This window comes from Mesorhizobium sp. SEMIA396 (assembly GCF_024518615.1).
In the GTDB taxonomy this organism is placed as follows: Bacteria; Pseudomonadota; Alphaproteobacteria; order Rhizobiales; family Rhizobiaceae; genus Mesorhizobium.
Genome location: NZ_JANIFC010000002.1, coordinates 202,772 through 223,567, shown reverse-complemented (window position 1 = coordinate 223,567; position 20,796 = coordinate 202,772). Strand labels below are relative to the sequence as shown.

16 protein-coding genes are annotated in these 20,796 nt (G+C 57.6%); all 16 read right to left on the bottom strand.

Annotation, left to right across the window (positions count from 1 at the left end):
- Positions 1-131: 131 nt before the first annotated feature.
- The 16 genes from NP503_RS06000 to NP503_RS05925 all read right to left on the bottom strand — a co-directional run bounded on the left by NP503_RS06000 (position 132) and on the right by NP503_RS05925 (position 20,761).
- The gene (locus NP503_RS06000; protein WP_127271275.1) at positions 132-890 is read right to left on the bottom strand and encodes a trans-aconitate 2-methyltransferase; all 759 of its coding nucleotides are present in this window, start codon (positions 888-890) and stop codon (positions 132-134) included.
- 34 nt (positions 891-924) lie between these two features.
- A complete protein-coding gene (locus NP503_RS05995) occupies positions 925-1,656 on the bottom strand; it encodes a class I SAM-dependent methyltransferase (protein WP_127271277.1) in 732 nt (243 codons plus the stop codon).
- 73 nt (positions 1,657-1,729) lie between these two features.
- The gene (locus NP503_RS05990; RefSeq protein ID WP_164748974.1) at positions 1,730-2,842 is read right to left on the bottom strand and encodes a polysaccharide pyruvyl transferase family protein; all 1,113 of its coding nucleotides are present in this window, start codon (positions 2,840-2,842) and stop codon (positions 1,730-1,732) included.
- 54 nt (positions 2,843-2,896) lie between these two features.
- Complete coding sequence (locus NP503_RS05985) at positions 2,897-8,419, bottom strand: glycoside hydrolase family 99-like domain-containing protein (RefSeq protein WP_127273099.1); 5,523 nt, start codon at positions 8,417-8,419, stop codon at positions 2,897-2,899.
- The gene (rfbD, locus tag NP503_RS05980) at positions 8,416-9,318 is read right to left on the bottom strand and encodes a dTDP-4-dehydrorhamnose reductase (protein WP_127268902.1); all 903 of its coding nucleotides are present in this window, start codon (positions 9,316-9,318) and stop codon (positions 8,416-8,418) included. Before rfbD ends, NP503_RS05985 begins: the two co-directional genes overlap by 4 nt.
- Positions 9,315-10,385: a dTDP-glucose 4,6-dehydratase gene (gene rfbB, locus NP503_RS05975; RefSeq protein WP_127272411.1), complete on the bottom strand. Its 1,071-nt coding sequence runs from the start codon at positions 10,383-10,385 to the stop codon at positions 9,315-9,317. The genes rfbD and rfbB overlap by 4 nt, the downstream gene beginning before the upstream one ends.
- 22 nt (positions 10,386-10,407) lie before the next feature.
- Positions 10,408-10,962, bottom strand: coding sequence for a dTDP-4-dehydrorhamnose 3,5-epimerase (gene rfbC / locus NP503_RS05970; RefSeq protein ID WP_127272014.1), 555 nt, complete (start codon positions 10,960-10,962; stop codon positions 10,408-10,410).
- Complete coding sequence (rfbA, locus tag NP503_RS05965; protein ID WP_127272412.1) at positions 10,963-11,844, bottom strand: glucose-1-phosphate thymidylyltransferase RfbA; 882 nt, start codon at positions 11,842-11,844, stop codon at positions 10,963-10,965.
- A 144-nt stretch (positions 11,845-11,988) separates the two neighbouring features.
- A complete protein-coding gene (locus tag NP503_RS05960) occupies positions 11,989-13,320 on the bottom strand; it encodes an O-antigen ligase (RefSeq protein WP_127268324.1) in 1,332 nt (443 codons plus the stop codon).
- On the bottom strand, positions 13,317-14,504 hold the full coding sequence (locus NP503_RS05955) for a hypothetical protein (protein WP_245456755.1): 1,188 nt from the start codon (positions 14,502-14,504) through the stop codon (positions 13,317-13,319). The genes NP503_RS05960 and NP503_RS05955 overlap by 4 nt, the downstream gene beginning before the upstream one ends.
- Positions 14,464-16,842 carry a polysaccharide biosynthesis tyrosine autokinase gene (locus tag NP503_RS05950; RefSeq protein WP_127268326.1) on the bottom strand — a complete coding sequence of 793 codons (2,379 nt, stop codon included), beginning with the start codon at positions 16,840-16,842 and terminating at the stop codon, positions 14,464-14,466. The genes NP503_RS05955 and NP503_RS05950 overlap by 41 nt, the downstream gene beginning before the upstream one ends.
- Before the next feature lie 29 nt (positions 16,843-16,871).
- On the bottom strand, positions 16,872-17,654 hold the full coding sequence (locus tag NP503_RS05945) for a polysaccharide biosynthesis/export family protein (protein WP_027035883.1): 783 nt from the start codon (positions 17,652-17,654) through the stop codon (positions 16,872-16,874).
- The gene (locus NP503_RS05940; protein ID WP_127268327.1) at positions 17,654-18,463 is read right to left on the bottom strand and encodes a tyrosine-protein phosphatase; all 810 of its coding nucleotides are present in this window, start codon (positions 18,461-18,463) and stop codon (positions 17,654-17,656) included. Before NP503_RS05940 ends, NP503_RS05945 begins: the two co-directional genes overlap by 1 nt.
- Positions 18,464-18,583: 120 nt before the next feature.
- The gene (locus NP503_RS05935) at positions 18,584-18,904 is read right to left on the bottom strand and encodes a hypothetical protein (RefSeq protein WP_127268328.1); all 321 of its coding nucleotides are present in this window, start codon (positions 18,902-18,904) and stop codon (positions 18,584-18,586) included.
- A gap of 328 nt (positions 18,905-19,232) precedes the next feature.
- Positions 19,233-19,559 carry a hypothetical protein gene (locus tag NP503_RS05930; RefSeq protein WP_236382855.1) on the bottom strand — a complete coding sequence of 109 codons (327 nt, stop codon included), beginning with the start codon at positions 19,557-19,559 and terminating at the stop codon, positions 19,233-19,235.
- 767 nt (positions 19,560-20,326) lie between these two features.
- Positions 20,327-20,761 (bottom strand): hypothetical protein, encoded by a 435-nt coding sequence (locus tag NP503_RS05925; protein WP_127269562.1) that lies wholly within the window; start codon positions 20,759-20,761, stop codon positions 20,327-20,329.
- Between the last annotated feature and the right edge of the window lie 35 nt (positions 20,762-20,796).

Sequence of the window (20,796 nt, the reverse complement as noted above, 5' to 3'; positions counted from 1 at the left end):
AGACGGACCCGCTTCTGTAGAGGCAGCGTGCTTGGCAGATTCGCTCAGTCGGAAACGGGATACCTTTTGATCCACCAGTTTGAGGACCAGAATAACCGACTTCTCGACCGCCATGTCGAATACACGGTGGTTCAGCGTTTCGTCCAAGCGCCAACATCGTGGACGTTCGCCCATCCGGATTCGCTATAGCCGACCAAGCGAGCATTGGCGTGCCGTTTGCCTAGCGCCACAACTCGCTCGATCGATGCAAGCGAAAGTCCCCAATCGCTCATGCCAACTTGGCCTGCGGCATTTGGGTATGGCCAATAGCCAGTCCCTGTCTGCTCGTAGTCCTTCAGCATTTGTGCTTGGGCAGCAGCTTGGATCGGGTCGTTCTTTGTGATCTCGTACGTGTTGTGCCCCCGGAAGGTTGCGATCAGTATCCCCCCGCGCCCCAATGCCGCAAAAAGCTTATCGAAAAGAATTTGCATTCTCTCGTAATCGACATGGGTGAAGACAGAGCCAACCCAGATTAGATCCATGCCGCCTGGGATTTTAATGTCAGAGGGATGCTCAGACGAAAGCACCGCATCTCCCCCGAACTCGTGGGCGCAAAATTCGACGCAGCTCGGATCGATATCGCAGAAGGTTATCTTGGCGGCAGGGAACAGTGACCGGATGTAGCGAGCGCCACGCCCATGGCCGCATCCAAAATCCATAATATTGTAAATGGCTTCTTTCCGGGCGATTGCCAAGATCGATACGATCACCTTCAACACGCTTTCGCCAACAATGTCGTAGTCATCAAGAAAGGGATTGCCTTTGAACATCCCGTCGTCAAGGTGGATCGTTGGGATGACGCCCCGCTGCCTATAGCCCTGCCACATCGCTGCCAACTTATCGATCTGCATACTACGTTCGCTCCTGACGAAAGCCTCGGCCTGGTTAGCGGGCGTGCTTCCGTGCCAAATATACTTCTGTAAATTCGCCTATTATGCCGTGCCAGTGATCATGAAAACGGCATACCTCGACATCCATTCCTGACCATCGGTGGATCAGTTCCGGCAGGTCATAGCCGTAGTGAAATGTTACCAGCGAACCAGCATCGCTAACAGGATTGCCATGATATTCCGGCTCGCCGGTGTGCTGGATCGTTCCGTCCGGCCTGTAGAGCGCACGGCGCTCACTGTCGATCTTGCCCTTGTAGGTGGGAACGGTGAACAGATAAGCGCCGCCTGGTTTCAGGGTGCGGACAATCTCCTTTGTCACCCGCTCCGGCATATTCACATGCTCCATGACATCAAGTGTAACGACGACATCGAAAGTCGCATCACCAAATGTCTGCGCCTCCAGGTTCTCGTTTCGGAAGCCCTTGACGGACGAGCCCAAACGCTCTCCGGGAAAGTACTGCGATTCAACATAACCGGCACATTCCCGCTTCAACTTCGGAGAAATTCCGCGGGGAGTGGGAGACGATTCATGAATAACAAGGTTGCGCCAACGAGAGACATGTCGCGTGAGCGTAAGAGCCAAAGCGCGCTCACGCGGGATCGATCCACATCTGGAGCAGAGCAGATGATCACGATACCAATCATAGTGGGCGGAAAACTCGACATTGGCTTCACAGATTGGGCAGTAACCTGCCCGGCGGTAAACTGGATAGGAATCAGAATTCATGGAGCACCATCAGGATTTTCAAAAATGAAGCCGTAACAGAATGCTGCTTCGGTCCGAGTTCAGCTCCACGGTGCTATTCTAGCCGGTGGGCAACCCCATTCTCCGAAAGGAATTGGGCAAAACGATCATATAGTACAGTGTACTTGCGCTGAAACTCATCATAGTTGCCAGCCTGCACAAGCTCGTTGACGTTCAATTGTCCCACTTTATCGACCGGGATATGCGGGATGCTCATAAGTTCCGCCATTTCCGTCGTCCTCGAATCGTGGGAAATTATGGTTGCAGGAACACCGTTGGTTAATGCAATCAGATTTCCATGGAAGCGCGTTCCTATCGAATAGTCGAATTTCGAGATGTACGCATCCCACTCTGCCAAATCAAAGAACATTTTTGCGTTCTCTTTGACATGCTTTACATAGAGCGACGGATCCATTTCCATGTTCATCTGCCCGAGCACTGCCTGGGCGACCCCAAAATCGTCTTCTCTCCCATCTCTGGAAAGTAGCATTTTCATTTCCGGTTCTTCGTTCTGAAGAACATATGGATATTTTTTGTGAGCGGATAATTTCAAAAGATCAGCTTCAACGCGCCGGGCAGCTTCGGGATTGGCCGAATGAAGAAATACGTTGCGTGATCCGTTCACTGCAACCCTCAGCTCGGCGTCTCTTCCTGGCCTCTTTATCTTCAAATCCGGACGCAATTTGCGAAACAAACTTGGGCATCCAACCTCTCTGACGTTCGTTATCCCAAAGTCATTCATGACTTCAGCCGTAAAATGGCCACGCACGCCCACGGTCTTGCTGCGTTCCGATATGATACGAAGGAAGCGTTTACTGCCCTCTGGGATATCTGTGACTTTTTCACCGATGATAGAAGCTTGCGCCCCGAGGCCGGCAACCAAGCATGGCAGCTTGGTCGGCTCGATAAAGTCAGCCAAGTAGGACAAATCAAAATTTTTGAAAATGAAATTTGCTGCGGCGATAGCAATGATGTCGAAACGTTCGTTTGCTTCTTGCGGGGAATAGTCCAACCCCTGACCGAACTCTTCAAAGCGAATTTCCTCGAACAGAGACTGCCCTATCAGAAGATTTCCGGTGTTATATCCAATGATTTCGAATTTCTTTTCAAAAGCAATCTGCGGATCAGGATGCGGAGCTATTGGCGCTCCCAGAAAAAGAACTCTCACTAAAATCTCCTCGACGCTCTGTAGACATCTAACTCCCCACAGTCACCAGCGTCGTCATTCTTGAATTGGAATACCAAATCGTTCACTGAGTTCATGGCTGTAGATGCTCGCTCGTTCGAGCGCGGCAGGTCCAAGATCGTGGCTGCGGATTGTATCGGCCTGTACCTGCCTGATCTCCTGTAGGTGCCTGAGATCGAAATTTCCTATGGTTACGCTCGACTGATGCCGGCGGTGTGAATTGAGCGAACGCGGGGAAAAAGCGATCGAACCATTTTCGAGCAGACGCAAATATGTCACCCAATCCCCGGCGTTGCGCAACGACATGATCTCTTCGCTGTGTTTGGCCATCGCATTGCTGAGCGCCTCCCTTCGAAACAAGACGCCGCTGACGTTCGGAATGGTGTTCTTGAGGTAAAGTGCCTCGGCGATTTCCCGGCGGCCGTCCACGACGTAGGGTTTCGTCCAGCGAGACCGGTCGATGTCCGACACATAGTCGAGATAGTGTTCGGACAAGACCCGGCCGGCGCCGTCCATCTGTCGCGACTGGCAATAGCTCATCACCACCTCCTCGCGTTCGAAGGCGGGCAGAAGCTCGGCCAGAAAATCGGGATCGGCGAGGTCGTCGGCTTCGGCGATCCAGACATAATCGCCGCGCGCCATTTCGACCCCCCGCATCCATTGGCGGAATACCGATCCTGAATTCTGCGCATTGGCCACCAGCCGGTATGGAATGTCGCAACCGGCCAGAAATTTCTCGATGACTTCGACGCTATCATCGGTCGAAGCATCGTCAAGCACGATCAACTCGTAGGGCTTTATCGTCTGATCGACAATGGAGCCTAGACGTGCGCCCAGGTATCGGGCGTAGTTGTAGTTAGGCACGATGACCGACACCCGCGGCAATGGCTTTTCGGCGTAAATCAGCAGATCATGCAGGTAATGGCTGAAGCTGAACTCCTGGCGGACGATATCGCGGCCAACGCTGGCGAGACGCCGGGCTTCACTTGGATTGTCGAGCAGATTGCCAATGACCTCGGCCATCGCATCGGTGTCGAATGCCTGCACGAGGATACCGCAATCCCGCTTCAGCAGATCCTGGAAGCCACCAGCGCCCTCAAAGGCAACGACCGGCACTGTGGCATCCAGCGCCTCGAGCACCACCGAGGGGAACGGATCCTCACGCGAGGTCAAGGCATAGATATCTGCGGCGAAATAGTATTCCTGCGGATTTTCCACCAATCCGACAAAGACGAAGCGGCTCTCCAGTCCCGCTTCCTTCACCCGTCGCATTTGCTTGGCGTGAAAGACGGTATCGACATGACCGACCCAGACTGCAACCGCATCCGGCCTGGATGCGATAACCTTGACGCAAGCATCAACGAAAAGATCGAGGCCCTTGCGATGGTCGGCATAGCCCGCGCACAGGATGATGCTTGCATTTGGCGAAAGCCCTAATCGTGCGCGGACCGCCTCGCGGACCTGCTGGCGATCCTCGGCGAGGTAGGGCGTACGCAGATAGAGTCCTTGCGGCCTGACTACCGACTGGCTGACCGGTTGGCCAACAAACTCTTCGAATCCGGCTTTGACGATCTCGGCTGGGAAAACGACCGTTTCAGCGTTCTCAACAATGGCTGCGGCTGCGTCAGCAAGACCGTAGGACGCCAATATTCCGGGCAGTTCATGGACGAGGCAAACGGTGCGGAACCCTGCCTGCTTCAGCAGCGGGATGAGCTTTCCGGATACGGTGGTATTCACGACGGCGACCTCGGCACCGTTGTTTCTAATGGTGGCCAGACGTTTCAACACATCGGCATCGCCTTGTTCAGGCAAGTCGATCCTGTGCACGGTCGCGGCGTGGGCGAAACGGCCGAGCAGCGGACCGTCGCCCAGCACGATGAGATCGGGCTCAAAACCAAGCTGCTTGAATCCCTTGGCCAGATTGAGAGCCAGCAATTGCGCCCCATGCGGGTGGGCGTCGTGGGAAACGATTGCAATCCTGGCCTTGGACTTCCCCTTCGCCGCCTCCAAAGCGTCGCGGGTCGCTTGCAGATAGGCGTGGCCGTTAACGCTATCGGGCTCCAGGTGAGCGCCTTCCGCCCACTCGTTCCAGGCATTGACGAAAACCACCCGCTCGGATGGCTCGCTAATATGGGCCAAGGTGTCCTCAATGGCATTGTCCAGCCATCTGCGATACAGCTCGGGGGTGTTGTTGATGAACACCGTGCCGCCGCGCTTGCGGCGTGCGGTATTGTCCCAGCCCGGGCAAACCGAACGGAAGAGCTTGTATTTGCGGGATGAGTAGGTTTCGCTGCGTTGTGGGAATACCGACCAGTCATAGACGGTCGTGGCAAAATCCTCATGCAGCGGCGTCACTGTATGCGTGACATTTGGCGGCGCGGAATTGTTTGGCGGAAATTCCACGGCGGCATCGAACCCGTAGCGATGGGGGGGCACAGATTCGAAGGACTGGGTGTAGGCCAGGAAAATCTCGCCGATGCCGTTCTCCCGGCACCAAGTCCGCCAGCGCCGCGCTGTCTCAGCCGCCGCCGGGAGCAGGCTTGGCCGATAGACGAGCAACAGCGGCTTGCCATTGATGCGGATGTAGCGAGGGTCACGAAGATAGGGCGCGACCTCGGCGATGAACGCGAGATCATCCTGGGGGGAGTGATCCTGAGCGATCAGGATCTCCTGGTCCATTCCGTCCCAGCGGCGCGACCAATTCTCGTTGGCCCAGCAGACGCAGAATGGCATGTCGAGGCGCTTATCCTCGAGCCAGTTTTCGAGCGGCTTTTCCAGGAGCCTCTTGCCGCCGAACCAATAAAAATAGAAGCAGAAGCCTTCCACTCCATAGAGCCTTGCCAGTTCGATCTGGCGATGCTGCACAGCAGTATCGCGCAAGTCGTAGTAGCCGAGCGTATCCGGCACGTGCGGCTGGTGGTGACCGATAAATTGCGGCTCAGCGGGCCGGACATTAGACCATTCGGTGAAGTCCTGTCCCCACCATTCATCGTTTTCGGGGATCGGGTGGAATTGCGGCAGGTAGAACGCGATGACGCGCACCGGCTTCTGGAGCAACGGCGGCGCATCGAGAAGCGGCACATAGACTGGTTCGGGCGAGAAGATCGGGCCGGAACTGACCAGCGCCCCGCGCAAGACCATCTCGTTGCTGCCCACAGGCGCTTGGGGTGCCTCCATGCTTCTCCAGGCGCGGTAGGCATTCGTAACGCCAAACAGCGAAGGAAAGGTCGAAAACGCCGCTCTCTTCAATTTTCGCTTGAGGTCGGTGGAGAGCGGCACATTGTGCCAACAACCGTAGGCACCCCGAATCGCCAAGCGGCGGACCCTTATGCGAACATCGCCGATAGCGCGGACGCGGCTCCCAATCCCCCGCAGAGGCTTGGTCACTCGCCAGGATGTGCTGGCATAAACGGCATCGAGAACCTCATGCAACCGGATTTCCTCGGATCGCGCCTCGTCGCGATCCGCAAGCAGCGCACTCGTCGCCCTGTGCGCCATCGACAAATTTTCTTGCAAGAGTTCGATCTCTTTGTCTCTCGCAATGATCTGTGCCCGTTCTCGAGCGATCTCTTCGTCTCTCGCGCTAACTTGTGCCCTTGTGCCTGAGATCTCGTCTTTGTGGGTCCGGATCTGTTCACGCATATCAGCTATCTCGCTGGAGAAAGCCTCGATGCGTGCCCCGTGATGTCCCAACAACTTCCTGTTGGTTTCGATCTCCTCCTCCATGGTTGTTGACTTCAACGACCATGGATTTCCGGTTTGATCGATCGCCTTGCTCTTCGTGTCGTCGAGAGGAACCACGCTCCCGTCGGCGAGCGCGACCTGCCCGTGCACGTTGCGCGCGCCGAGGACGTTTTCCGGAATAGGCAGCTTCGTTACGATGCAAAGCGAGTTCAAGAACTCGACGGAATGAACCGACGCGAGAGAAGCCTCATCGAATGTGACTTTGTGCCTGTCGGCGAAAGTGGCCAAGGCATCGACCCGACGACGATCCAGTCCCCAATGCTCATGGTTGACTACATCAAGCAGGCGTTTGAAAAACGAGATTGAGGAAAGCGGATCGTAGAGACCGCCCTCGAACTCCTGCCAGTAACTGCAATGCAGATCTTCGGCGATGTACATGCCCCCTTCGGAAAGGTGGGGGAAATATCGCGCGAACGAGCGTATTATATCCGAGGATAGGTGCGATCCGTCATCAATTATAATATCATATTTTTCCGACATCGAGATGATGTCGCGCTCCGTTTCATCAGTATTGGCGTCACCTACGGAGATCTTTATCTTCCGGCTGTCGAAAACGAGATTTCCGCAAGCCAGATTGACGTCACAGCCAACGATTATTTCAGCATTGGGGAAATATTTCTGCCATATCTCCAGGGATCCGCCATTCTGAACTCCGATTTCCAGGATTCGAACCGGACTGTCTCGATACTCTGAAAAAATATGGTCATAGGTGCTGAGATAGATCGACCATTTATCCGACACTTTGCCGCGATGCGCATCGTACAGGTCACGAAGTGAAACGAATGGTTCCTGCTTTGCGGGCCGCGCATCGCGCTGTTTGGCTAATTGCTGCTGTTCCAACTTCTGCCGATGAAACACGCGGAGACGGCAATCAATTTCAAGGAAAAAAGCGTCGCCAAAAGTTCGTGAAACAGATTCGAACTCTGCTCTGATCCGATCAAGAATTTCTATTGCAACTGCATCAGTATCATCGGACCTGAGCGCTATCAGTGCGGTATAAGCGTCTTTGACCCAGTCAATGATGCGCGGGTCTGCGTCGAGCAACTCAGTGCTGGCGGCAAAGTGCTGATTGTCGGTAGCGAAATGCTCAGACAGCAGGGACTGCCATTTCACGTCGGGTACCGGCCAGTCTAGGCTGAGAGTAGCAGTGATCCCGTCGATACCCTGTCGCCAGTCATCAAGCAGACTCTCGTAAGACAACAAGATGCGTGACCGACCCCTAGTTGCGCGCTCGGCTTCCAATTCGTGGCGAAGCCAAAGAAGCGAACTGAAGCCCATCGTGAAACCGTTTCGGTTCGCCAGGGAAGCGATCACAGCCAACGGATTGCGGTCTATCAGCACATACCGAACATCGATGCGCATGCGCCTCAAGATCTCCGCATAAAGCGGCACGAAACGTGAGATACGCGGCTCCTTGAGCACAAAAAACGGCGCGCTGCCGTATTCCTCGTCGATCAGCCGCGCGATCTCTGCTTTGTAGAAGCGCAGACGCTGCGCGCCGAGATCGTTGGGATCGAAGGATCGCCAATCATCCCAGCTGCTTCCTGCTTCGTCCAGCATCTGGTCGTGCAGCGCAATGAGACGCTCCGGCTCCCAGTGACCCGTTGGATTGGATAGATTGGCGCCCAGCATGTTCTTAGGCAGTTCCGCGCCAAGCAGATTGATCGCCCTCGTCAGCGCGCTGGTGCCCGAGCGATGCATGCCGAGCACCATGATGCAGGTGCGTTTGGCTGCTTTCGGCTTTGCCTTGCGTGCCTTCGGCTCGTCGACGGGCGCGGCATCGCGCGTGTTTTCCGCTGAAGGGTGCTTGTTCATGCCGTCAATGCCTGTTTCGGCTCACCGGCTAGCAGCCGGCGCACCACCGCTTCCGTCGATTGCCGCCAGTCCGGTGCATTCCAGCCGAACGCCGCCGCGAATTTCGCGCTCGATAGCCGGGAATTGGCGGGGCGGCGCGCCTTGGTTGGGTAGTCCATCGTAGCAATGTCCCGTACCCGCGCCCAGGGACCACCCAACACGCGGCTTGTGTCGAGGATATGGCGGGCAAAGCCGCTCCAGTTGGCCTCGCCGGTTCCGGCCAGATGATAGATGCCGGATGCGGCGGCGCCCTCGTGCAGCCGTGCCGCCGCATGCAGGATTGCGTCGGCGATATCAAGTGCAGATGTCGGATTTCCCCACTGATCGGCCACCACCGCGATCTCGTCGCGGTCGGCGGCCAGCCGCAGCATGGTTTTCACGAAATTCTTGCCGAACGGGCTGTAGACCCATGCCGTGCGCAGGATCAGATGGTGCGGATTGGCTGATGCAACCGCCTGCTCGCCGGCAAGCTTGGAGGCGCCATAGACGCTGCGCGGTGCGGTGGCGTCGGTCTCGACATAGGCGGCGTCCTTGGTGCCGTCGAAGACATAGTCGGTCGAAAGATGGATGACGGGCACGCCCAGGCGGCTTGCTGCTTGCGCCACCTTGCCGGCTCCGGCGGCGTTCACCGCGAATGCCAGATCGGGCTCGTCCTCGGCCTGATCCACCGCCGTGTAGGCGGCGGCCGACACGACGATATCAGGCTTCGCGGCCGCGATCGCTTCGATCACCGTGTCGGGTCTTGCGAGGTCGAGTTGCGGACGGCCAATGGCGATGACCTCAACGCCGGCGGCCGCCTGGCCGGCCTCCAGAAGGCTCGCCGCGACCTGTCCGTCGCGTCCGGTGACAACCAGCCTCACGCCGCCCCCTTGCGTGCTTCGCCCAGCCGTTCACCGGCATAGCGCTGCTCGCGGATCGGTCCCCACCACCATTTGTTGTCGAGAAACCAGTCGACGGTCTTGGCGAGGCCGCTGTCGAAATTCTCATTGGGCGCCCAGCCCAGGTCTCGGCCTATCTTCGAGGCGTCGATGGCATAGCGGCGATCGTGACCGGGGCGGTCGGTGACGAAGGAAATCAGGTCGCGATAGCTCTTGCCCCCTGCCCGCGGCCGCCTGCCGTCGAGCAGATCGCAGATCGTCTCGACGACGCCAAGGTTGGTCCGCTCGGAATTGCCGCCGACATTGTAGCTTTCGCCCGGCAGTCCCCTGGTCGCGACAAGTTCCAGCGCGCGCGCGTGATCCTCGACGAACAGCCAGTCGCGCACATTGGCGCCGGCGCCATAGACCGGCAGCGGCTTTTCATCGAGCGCATTGAGGATGACCAGCGGGATCAGCTTTTCGGGAAAGTGATAGGGTCCGTAATTGTTCGAGCAATTGGAAAGCACGACCGGCAGGCCATAGGTTTCGTGCCAGGCCCGCACCAGATGATCCGAGGCCGCCTTCGAGGCGGAATAGGGCGAGGATGGCGCGTAGGGCGTTTCCTCGACGAACATGCCGCCGTCGAAGGGAAGATCGCCGAACACCTCGTCGGTCGAGACATGATGGAAGCGGAAATGGCTCTTCCGGTCTTCGGGCAGGCCGCGCCAATATTCCAGCGCGGCATTGAGCATCTTGTAGGTGCCGACGATGTTGGTCTCGATAAAGGTGCCCGGCCCATCGATCGAGCGGTCGACATGGCTCTCGGCGGCAAGGTTCATGACGATGTCGATATCGTCGCGCCGGAGGATGTCGAGCACAGCCTTTTCGTCGCAGATGTCGGCCTGCGCGAAGCGATAATTGTGTGCGTTCTCGATCGGCCGCAGCGAGGCCAGGTTTCCCGCATAGGTTAGCTTGTCGAGATTGGTCACCCGATAGGCCGGGTTGGCGCATAGATGCCGGCACACCGCCGAACCGATAAAGCCAGCACCGCCCGTCACCAGAAAATTCATGCCGCTGTCCTCACGCAACCCATCAGGCGAACACCTCGGCGGCGGCCAGCAGCGGCGCCTTGAGGTCCTTGTCCGAGAGCTGGAACCCGCCGGCCAATGACGGCCATTCGATGCCGATGGCGGGATCGTCGAAACGGACCGACCGATCATGCGCCTGCGAATAGGTGTCGGTCACCTTATACAGGACCTCGGTGTCAGGCACGAGCGTCACGAAACCGTGCGCGAAGCCTTTCGGCACCAGAATCTGGTTGCCCTTTTCGGCCGACACTTCGAGAGCGACCCATTTTCCGAAGGTTTTCGAACCGCGGCGAATGTCGACCGCGACATCGAGAATGCTGCCCCGGATGACGCGCAGCAGCTTGTCCTGGGCGCGCGGCGCAAGCTGATAGTGAAGCCCTCGCAAGACGCCCGCCGCGGCGGAATAGGAATGATTGTCCTGCACGAAAGCCAGGTCTATGCCGGCCTGCGAAAAGCGCTCGGCATTGTAGGTTTCCACGAAGAAGCCGCGCGCGTCGCCATGTCGCTTCGGCACGATTTCCAGCACGCCATCGATGCCAAGGGGCCTGACCTCCAACACCTAGCCCTCCGACAGGTCGACGACACGCCGGCGCAGATAGGCGGCATATTCATTCTTGCCCAGGTGATCGGCGCGACGCAGAACCTGGTCCACTGTCAGCCAACCCTGTTCAAAGGCGATCTCTTCGGGACAAGCGACCTTGATGCCCTGGCGGTGCTCGATGGTGCGCACGAATGATGAGGCCTCATGCAGGCTGTCATGCGTGCCGGTGTCGAGCCAGGCATAGCCGCGCCCCAACCGATGCACATGCAACTGGCCGCGCTCGAGGTAGACGTTGTTGACCGCCGTGATCTCGAGTTCGCCACGCGCCGAGGGACGGATGGCAGGGGCGATGTCGACGACGTCGTTGTCATAGAAGTAAAGACCGGTGACCGCCCAGTTGGATTTCGGCACCTGCGGCTTTTCCTCGATCGTCAGCGCCGTTCCCGTGGCCTTGTCGAAGGAAACCACGCCATAACGCTGGGGATCCTCGACATGATAGGCGAACACCGAAGCGCCCTTTTCGCGCGAGGCAGCGTCGCGGCAAAGCTGCGACAGCCCGTCGCCGAAATAGATGTTGTCGCCGAGGATCATCGACACGTTGTCCTTGCCGATGAAATTGCGGCCGATGATGAAGGCCTCCGCCAGCCCGTTGGGCTGCGGTTGCTCGGCATAGGACAGGTCGAGGCCGAACTCCGATCCATCGCCAAGCAGATCGCGAAAAACGGGCAGGTCACGCGGCGTCGAAATGATCAGAATTTCACGGATACCCGCGAGCATCAGAACGCTCAGCGGATAATAGATCATCGGCTTGTCGTATATCGGCAGAATTTGCTTAGAGACTGCTAATGTTAGTGGATAAAGACGCGTTCCACTGCCTCCAGCAAGGATAATTCCTTTCAAGAAGCTCTCCTTGACATGCCTGAACCCCCCGGCCCCAGCCGACCGTGCTTAGGTTCCATGCAATGGCTTGTCAATCTCGGCGTTCGGCAAACGTCTGGGTCACGATCCAGCGCCAATCCATCGCCAATTCCAGGCGACGCATTGCTATCGTCTTGCCAGAGCCGGCCTGACGGGAACAAGCAGATTGTCATCATGGGCCTCGGTCGACTCGCCTCTCTGGCTTAACCGCCCAGCGAATCCCTTGTGAAAGATGATGCCATTCATATAGGCGAAAGTCATCGCAAGCGCCGCCGTTCGCATGGGATAATCGACCAGGGAATGAACGAGCAGAAACGATACTGAGAGAAACGCCATTTTCTGCAGCGGATCTCGCCGTGCCGCCAGGGAAAACGCAAAAAGCAATATCGAGTAGGCCGCGACCAGAAAGACAACAGGCGCGCCACCTTCAAGCGCCAATTCCAGATAATCATTGTGGGCGTGATTGACGTAGGGCTTGAAGATCATCTCCCCCTTTTCGTAAATCTGGTAGACTTTCGGAAAACTCCCAAAGCCGACGCCCGTCGCCCAGTTCTCTTCAATTCCCGCGATCGTGGTGCGTGCAAATTCGGCCCGTCCAAAGGCCGGGTCAACCACTTCCGCATCGATCTTCGTCCACGCCCCGATCGTGTAGAGCGAAAGTCCGATGAAGACAGCGGGTATTCCATACCCGCCCAGCCTCGAGCGCGCGGACAGAAAGACGACCGATATTATGGTGATCGCCAGCCCTATCAGAATACCGGCGCGCGAACCGGCGGCCAGAAGCAGCAGCAGCAGCGTTATCAAACCGAGCGACCCGGACAGAAGGTGCCCGCGAAACAGGCCGTAGTAGACGACGAAGGGGATGGAGACGAAGAGCAAAGCTGAAAAGTGGTTCTGGTTGGCAAACAGTCCCGCATTGATCGTGAACGGCAGCAAACCCTGTATGGCAACCGTATCGGAGAGCGAATACTGGATCGCCGCAGCCAATCCGTTACAGATGACACCCATCAAAAAGAAGGGCAGGAGGCCGTAGACCTGATCTGGGCGCAAGCGGGTGACGCTCAGAAAGAATGCAGCCATCGCCACGAAGTACAACAGACACTCGATCGTGCGTCCCACGCCGACACTGACGAAACGCAGCCCGGTTTCACCGCTCAGCCATGGATTTGCAAGTAAAACCTCAGGCCGCAATCCGCTCAACAGGGCGGCGGGCAACGGCACGATTTGGAAACAGAACACGGCAAGGCCCAGAGCAAGCAACCACAGGGCCGAGCGAGGGATGCCGTGCTCAGACGGCCTTGAAAAGATGGCCGCGGCCGCGACAATCGCCGCCACCTCGATCACCGCCTCGGTGTAGAGACCGCTCGCGGTGCCGCCGCCAATCAGCACTGACAGGAAAAGAACCGACCCAAGCAGATATTTTTCCCATTCCGTGGACCGGGCTGACCGCTCTCTCAAGATGAAACTCTTTCGATGCTCAATTTGTGCATGACCAACGTGCCAACGTATCGAAATCGCCAGCTCTCAGCGATGGCAGCTGTTTCCAGCCGCAACACTTGCATGGGACACGCGCCTGGTCCGATCGCGAAATCCAGACTCAACTGCCGCCGATTGAATGTGCCCTCCGGAATGTTGAACCGAGCTATTTCTCCCGCCGGATCCGCGCATCTGATGGACCAGAACAACTGCTTGGGCAGCTTCAGGTTTCTCGCGGAGGCGATCAGGGAAATCCTGTAGGAGCCGGGAGGCAGTTCGACATATTGCTGGAGCGCGGCGTTCTTCACCGGCGTATTCAGAAACCGGACAGTCGCTCCGCTATCGCTTTCGCCGACGTCGCGCGCCCCGGCAAAGGTAATTTCCAGACCGGAGCGGTCGCGAACCTGCCAGTCGAATGGCTTGTCGCTGAGGATCTGTTCAAAGCCGCCGTTGAAGATGTATCCGGCCAGTGTCCGCTCCTGATCGGTCATACTGAACAGGAACAGCCGATAGGCCGCCTCGTATTCCTTCTGCCGGATGTACCCGTTGATTACGGCAGACAATTCCTTCGACGTCGGTTGTGAGCTCGATCCGGTAAGGTCCAGCAACAGTTGATTTGCGACGCGCAGGCCCCGCGGATCCTTACCAAGGGCGGAGAAAAGATTGGACCTCCACGGTGCCTCGATCCTTAAGGCTGCCAGGACAGCCTGATATCCGTCCGGGTTTGCAAGAATAGCCGGCAAGCCCGCCGCAATGACTGGAAATGTGTCCGGCCACCGGCGCAGCAACGTGTCGATCTCGGCGACGGCCTTTGACAGGTCGCCCATCTCGATCGAGCGATCGATCGATCTCTGAAGCGAATGGATTTCAGTCTTGGACAGCTTTCGAGCCTGGTCGAAGAGTTCAAAAGCCTCGTCTTTCTCGCCTTGTCGATACTCAATCTCGCCTATCAGGCTGTAGAGCCGGGCGTCCGCGACGTTGAAACGAAGCGCGCCCCTCGCCTTTGCTGCCAAGACGTCGAGATCAACACCGTCGCCTGTTTCGCTCAGCCGACCGGCAATTTCGCCTATCAAGGCATCTATATTCAACGGATCGAGCGCAAGCGAGACGGCCGGCGTTTCCGACTCAAGAAGCCGACTTAGCCCTATCGACGAAACCGCCAACACCAGAACGGAGGCGACGAACCAAACGCCTGAACGCCGGAGATTTCGCGTGAGCGGGCTCGCCTGCTCCGTCATCGACTTTGCCCTCAATTTTCGGGGTACTCGCGCCATAGTCGTAGTACTGATAGTTCATGTATTTATAGGCGTAATTGTAATCGAACTTGTTGACCGTGAATTTCGACATCGCCGCTCCGATCACGTTCGCACCGGCTGAGCGCAGACGCTTGAGTGCCGTTTTGGCTGACTTGCGTGTGACCTGATTGGTCGAAACGACCATCAATGTGCCTTCGGCAAGCCGGCTGAGGATTGGTGCATCGGAAAGACCGACGACCGGCGGGGCGTCGATGATGACCAGATCGAAGCGTTTGCCGAGATTGGTCAAGATCAACGCCATCTTCGGCGACGAGAGCAGGTCGGCCGGATTCGGCGGAATCGTTCCGGACGTCAGCACGGTGACATTAGGGTATTTCGTCGGTCTGAAAATGCCCGGCAGATCGTCCTTGCGAACGGTATTAGTCAGCAGGTTGCTCAACCCGATCGCATTGTCGAGGCCGAACAGCCGGTGCAGGTTGGGTTTGCGGAGATCGCCGTCGACAAGCAGAACCCTTGCGCCGAGTGCCGCGAAATCCTGGCCAAGCTTGAACGACGTGGTCGACTTGCCTTCCGACGGTTCCGAACTGGTCACCAGCAGCGATCGCGGCGCGCCCTCCGCACCGGAGAACTGCAGCGATGTCCGCAGCGAACGATAGGCCTCGGAGAGCCCGGATTTTTGATCGGCGATGCTGGCTATGAGTTCGCGGTCACCGACAAGCGGCAGGATGCCGAGCATCGCCAGCCCCAGCTCTTTCTCGATCTGCTCCGGGTTGGTGAAAGTGTTGTTCAGCAACTCGATGATGTAGATGATCGATGCAGCCAGGGCCATGAAAAGCGCGAGAGCGACTGCAAGGTTGATGCTCAGACGTGGAGAATAGGGGGCTGTGGGCAGCGAAGCGAAATCGACTATCGCAGCGCTTTGCGTCTTGAGCTCCGAGCTGACGCCGACTTCATTCAGCTTGGCGATAAGGCTGTCATACTGCGACCGGTTGGAGTCGACCTCGCGCTTCAGGATCGTGTATTTGATATTCTTGTCGTTGAAGACGACCTGCTGCCTCTCCATCTCCGCGAGCTTGGACTTGAGATCGGCTTCCTTGTTCTGTGCTTCCTGATATTTCAGCCGCAACGAATCGGTTATCGCCAGCACGCCGTTGTTGTAGATTCGCTGGAGTTCCTTGATCTGCGATTGCAATTGCTGCATTTCCGGAAAACCGGGCTTCAGGATGCCCAATTTCTGCTGATATTGGCTGGTCAGATCCGCCAGCTTTTCGCTAAGCTTCTGCAGACCTTCGCTTTCCAGAACCGGACCGAGGCTCGACCCGCGGCCTTTTTCTATCTGATCGACCACCCGCCCCGCATCAAGACGCTCCTGGATTGCAGTGGCCAGGGCGGTGTTCAGGGCTTCGATGTTGGAGCCGATCAGCGATTTGTCATCGCCGGTAACCGTGATGCCGGCATCTTTTGCATAGGTGACCAGTTCCTCTTCGGAGGTCTGCAGCTTTTGCTTCACCTGCAAAACCTGTTCCTGGATGAACTGCCGTGCCAGATCAGAGGTCTCGCTGGTCTGATCGAGACGTTGATCGATAAAGCTCTGCGCGACCTGATTGGCAACGTCGCTTGCATATTTCGGCTTTTGATCGACGAAGGTGATCGATAGCAGGCTCGTATTGGTGACCAGATTGACCGTCAGATCTTCCTGGATGCGCTTGATCGCAATTGCCTCGCGCTCTTCAGGCGTTTTCTCCTCAATGGAGGGTGACTTGGACATCCCGAACGCACGGTAGACAATATTGCTCGGGGAAAAGCTCGGCGTCGGAAACAGAAAATCCGGTTTTTCGCTAAGCCCAAGCTGGAACACCACGCGCTGAGCCAATGCCCGGCTCTTCAGCTTCTCCCGAGCGGTCAGGAAGGCCCGGACGTCGCTGTTTTCGGAAACGACCTCAATGTCCTGAAACACTTTCGCCGAAGGCACCAGAACTTCGAGCTGCGTCGTCGCCAGGTATTTTGGTGTCTGCATCATCGTCACGATGACGCCGGCAACGAGCCCGGCCGCCGCCATCATGACGATCAGCCAGCGATACTGGACGATGTATAAAAGCAGCTTGAGCGGGTTGAACCCCTCATCCTGGCCCGCATAGTCGCGACCATAGGGACCGTAGTTTTGCGGCACGTCGTAATAGGAGTCCGCGGACAGGGCCTGGCCATGTCCGGGTCCGGCAAGTTGGGGCTGCCTGTTGCGATCGAGCATGCGCGAGGTGATCCTGGGGTTGTCCGTGTCTACGGAATGACCGCAATGCGGGCAGCGCTGGAGGCGAGGCCCAGCGCATCCTTCAAATTGTTCATCGCGATTTTCGACTTCGAAGCAAAAACGACGACCACGTCGCCGCCATAGATGCGCGGGTTGCGGTTCTTGCCGGCGCGGATTTCCTCGACATTGTAATTTGCGACCAGCTTGTTTTGGCCGACATTGCGATAGACGAAGACCTTGCCGGCATCACCGACCGGATTGAACCCTCCGGCAAGGGCGATCGCGTCGAGCAAGGAAGCGCTGCTGGACACCGGATAAATGCCGGCCTTGTTGACTTCACCATCGACCGTGATGCGCTGGCCAATCGACTCCTTGACGAAAATCGTCACGTCAGGCGACTGCAAGTACTTTTCACCGTAGGCAGTCTCGATTTCCTTCTCGAGCTGACGAACGGTCTTGCCGGCTGCAGTCATGGTCCCAATCAGCGGAAGCGAAATCTGTCCGCCCGCGTCGACCTGAACTGTTCTGTTCAAATTATCGACCTGAAACACACTGACCTCGAGCACATCGTTGGCAGACAGAGGCTGCTCGCTGCCGTTCTGGGTATTCTGCGGCGGCGGGAGATCCTTGACCACCTGCAGCGTACCACCGCCAGAGAGCGCCGATGAAGACGCCGTCGGCTGCAGCGCATCGACAGAACTGGTGGAGGACGTCGATGTCGACGAAGTGCTTGCGCAGGCAGATATTGCTAGCGATGCGAGCAAAGCGGGCACGGTGCCCGCATGACTTCTTGCGAGATCGAAAATGCCCATCAAAGAGCCCCGCTCTTAAACAACCGGCCCAATCCGCCAAACCGCCCCGCACTGCTGCCCCCCGATTTTCTCGGGCTTTGCTTTCCGATGGGCACGAGCGGCCGATTTTGCAATATCGCGTCCGGGCGTTTCACTGCCATGTTGTAAGCCTCATCTTCCCCACACCGGTTCGCGATGGCGACAACCGCCTGCGAAAGCCCTGGCCGCCGCCGGCTGGCGCCGTGGGTGTCGGAGGCGACAATATCCACCCTGCCCTCATCCAGCAGCTTCTCCGAGTAGTAGAGCGCCGTACGTCCAAAGGCCCCCGTCACAGAATCAGCCGTGAGCTGAATAAGGCAGCCTAGCGTATTCAACCTCTCGATGACGTCGTAATTCGCCTTGATCCAAGTCAACCGCTCTGGATGAGTGAGGATCGGCACGAAGCCGGCCCCTATGAGACGGGCGGCGAAGTCTTCGAGCCGCGGAGGCAAAATGTGATGTGGCGGTTCGAACAGGAAATAGCGGGATCCGTTCAGAGTCGGCACCGTACCAAGCCTCAATCGATCGGGGAGATCAGGCGCGAGATGAACATCAGCGCCAACATATACGGTAAGCGGTATGGCAGCGCGATGAAGCTCCAGTTCTAACGCCTGAACAGCCCCGGCAATCTTTGGCGTGGCGTTCTCATAAACCCCAGGCATTACATGCGGCGTACATGCCATATGCGTTGTACCGTCGGCCACTGCCAGCCGTGCCATCTCCAGCGACATGGCCAAGTCAGGAGAACCGTCATCGAGACCGGGCAGGATATGTGAATGCAGGTCGATCATTGGCGTTTCTGGTTGAGAGGAGGCAAAGCTTCGCCTCGACAAAATAGAAACGCGTCACCCGCATGAAGGCGAATGACGCATTTGACAAATTTACGCAAAACAGCGGGGGTCGTATCCCGCCTATCGGCTGACCGCGTCGTCGTCATCCTGCAGGCCGATAATAAGGGCGGCGGCACCACCGACGGCGGCGCCGCCCAAGAGAACCGGCAGCATGCCAGGTTCTGAGCTGGCGGGTACGATCGTCGCAGACGGTGTCTCAAGCGAAACGCACATGCCGCCTTCGATAGGGTCGACCTTGACGGTGGCATTGGCTGGAATATCGAGCGCGCAATTGGCTCCGATAGCCAGCGAAGCAGACGCCTGCGCCCCGGTCATGATGCGCGCGCCCGCATACACCGGCGCCTCGGCATCCACCCCTGCATAGCCGCCGGCCTGGGACATCTGCACATTACCCCGGACCTGCGTAAGACGACCTATCGCGTCTGCGGACGCCGGCACGGGCGCAAGACAGGAACAGGTTTGCTGAGCTACAGCCTCGGGCGCGGCGAACAGGGCGCCCCCTGCGACGAATGCAACAAAAGTAAAAGCAACCCCGAACCGATGGCAACTCATCATTTTACCCCGCCAAAACCTGTAACTCGCCCTGTTGGTACAAATTACAGCCCGCCCCGCCCCAAGCAATAGAACAATATGGTTAACAAACCCAATAAACCAGCCAGCCCGCCTATCCAGACCTTTCTCTACAGCGGCCGATGCCGCCATATCTTCGTCAGCGGCTGACGCCGTTGTCGTCATCCTGCGTCGCCGCGAGCACGCCAGACGTCAGAAGCGCCCCGGCGAAAATCGCCTCCGGCGGACCGAACCCGGCGCCGCCGCCGGAGGGCTGAATAGCAGCCGTCTGCTCAGAGCCGACAAGCTTGAGGCAAATGTTGTTGCCAAGGCGGGAAACGTCGAGGCTCGAATTGGCCGAAACCTCCAGATTGCAGCCGCCGACCAGAACGGAGGCCGCGCCGTTGGCGCCAACCACCACACGGCTGCCGAAATCGAGCGCGCTTCCAACCTTGGCAGCGCCATAGCCCGCCGTCTGCGACACCATCACATCACCGGTGGCGGAACGGATGGATCCGATCGGGTTTGCCGAACCTTGATAGGGTGTCGCGCAGCTGCACGAAGCATCCTGGGCAAACGATGAAGCTGAACCAAACCCGATTGACACGACAAATACGGCAAGCGCAGTTTTAACCACAAGGCTCATCAGTCTTCGATCCCTTCTTGCTGCACCACTTCAGACGCACCCAGTCAAAGGCATTGCATCAGCGCGTACCAGTTTTTGGCCACAATTCCAACCTGTTTCGCGCGCGCGAGGCGATTTAAGCTGACGCGTGTCTGTCCAAGCACAGTACTTTAGCCAGATCGCATTAATAGTTTTCGACTACCTGTCACAGGTTTCTTACCATCGGGCAAAAATTTGAGCTCTCCTTTCCGCGGTGACTGGCTCGATAAGCTTTGACCAAGCTGAGCGCGCCAAACCTTTCGCCAGCCACCTAATATATTGAATTATCGATACATTTTTCGGTAGATACTCCTTGATGGCAGCCGCGCGATTTCGACCATTGGTCGTGCTGACAGCATGTAATTCGAGATCGGCTCGATACCAATCGCGGCCAACGGGGTAGGTGGCCGGCTCGGCTACCCATTTCTCATCTATCGGCCATAGAGATCTGGCTCCATGCCCCCACCTCGATCAAGAACCGGCATACCCAATAAAGGACCCATAAATACCCAAATGCGGGCGCCGGCCAGCTTGAGAACAAGACCCACTCACTTCGCCGCAAGAGCCTCCGGTCTGTACTGGCGACCTGCTCAGCAAGGTTTGTACGTTGCGCCGGCCTGAACCGGCTGGCCGCAGAGAATTCCGCCCTGCGTAAGTATGGTGGCCAAATCTTCCCCCTCAGCCGTCAGGCACTGCACAACAAGGGTATCGCCAACCCTGGAAGCGATCTTGCCGTCGCAAGGTGTTCCGGAACCGACAGGTTTGCAGGCCAGGACGAGCCCCTGGTAGTCTCGGCGCGCCGCTTCCGTCACCAGGAGGCGCATGGCCTGAGGCCTGGAAAACGCCGCCCCGCACAGCAGGATCTTGCGACCGCCGACACGCAGATCATCGACCGATGGAATGGAGAGCTTGCCTTCAAACGGCTTGAGCTCGGCTACCGGCTTCGCGGGGGACGGGCCGCCCCTCTGCATCACGATGATGCCCAGAAAGCCAACACCAAACAAAACAGCCACGACGGCAAGCAACGCTATGTTCCTGACTGACAAAACCATCCTCCATC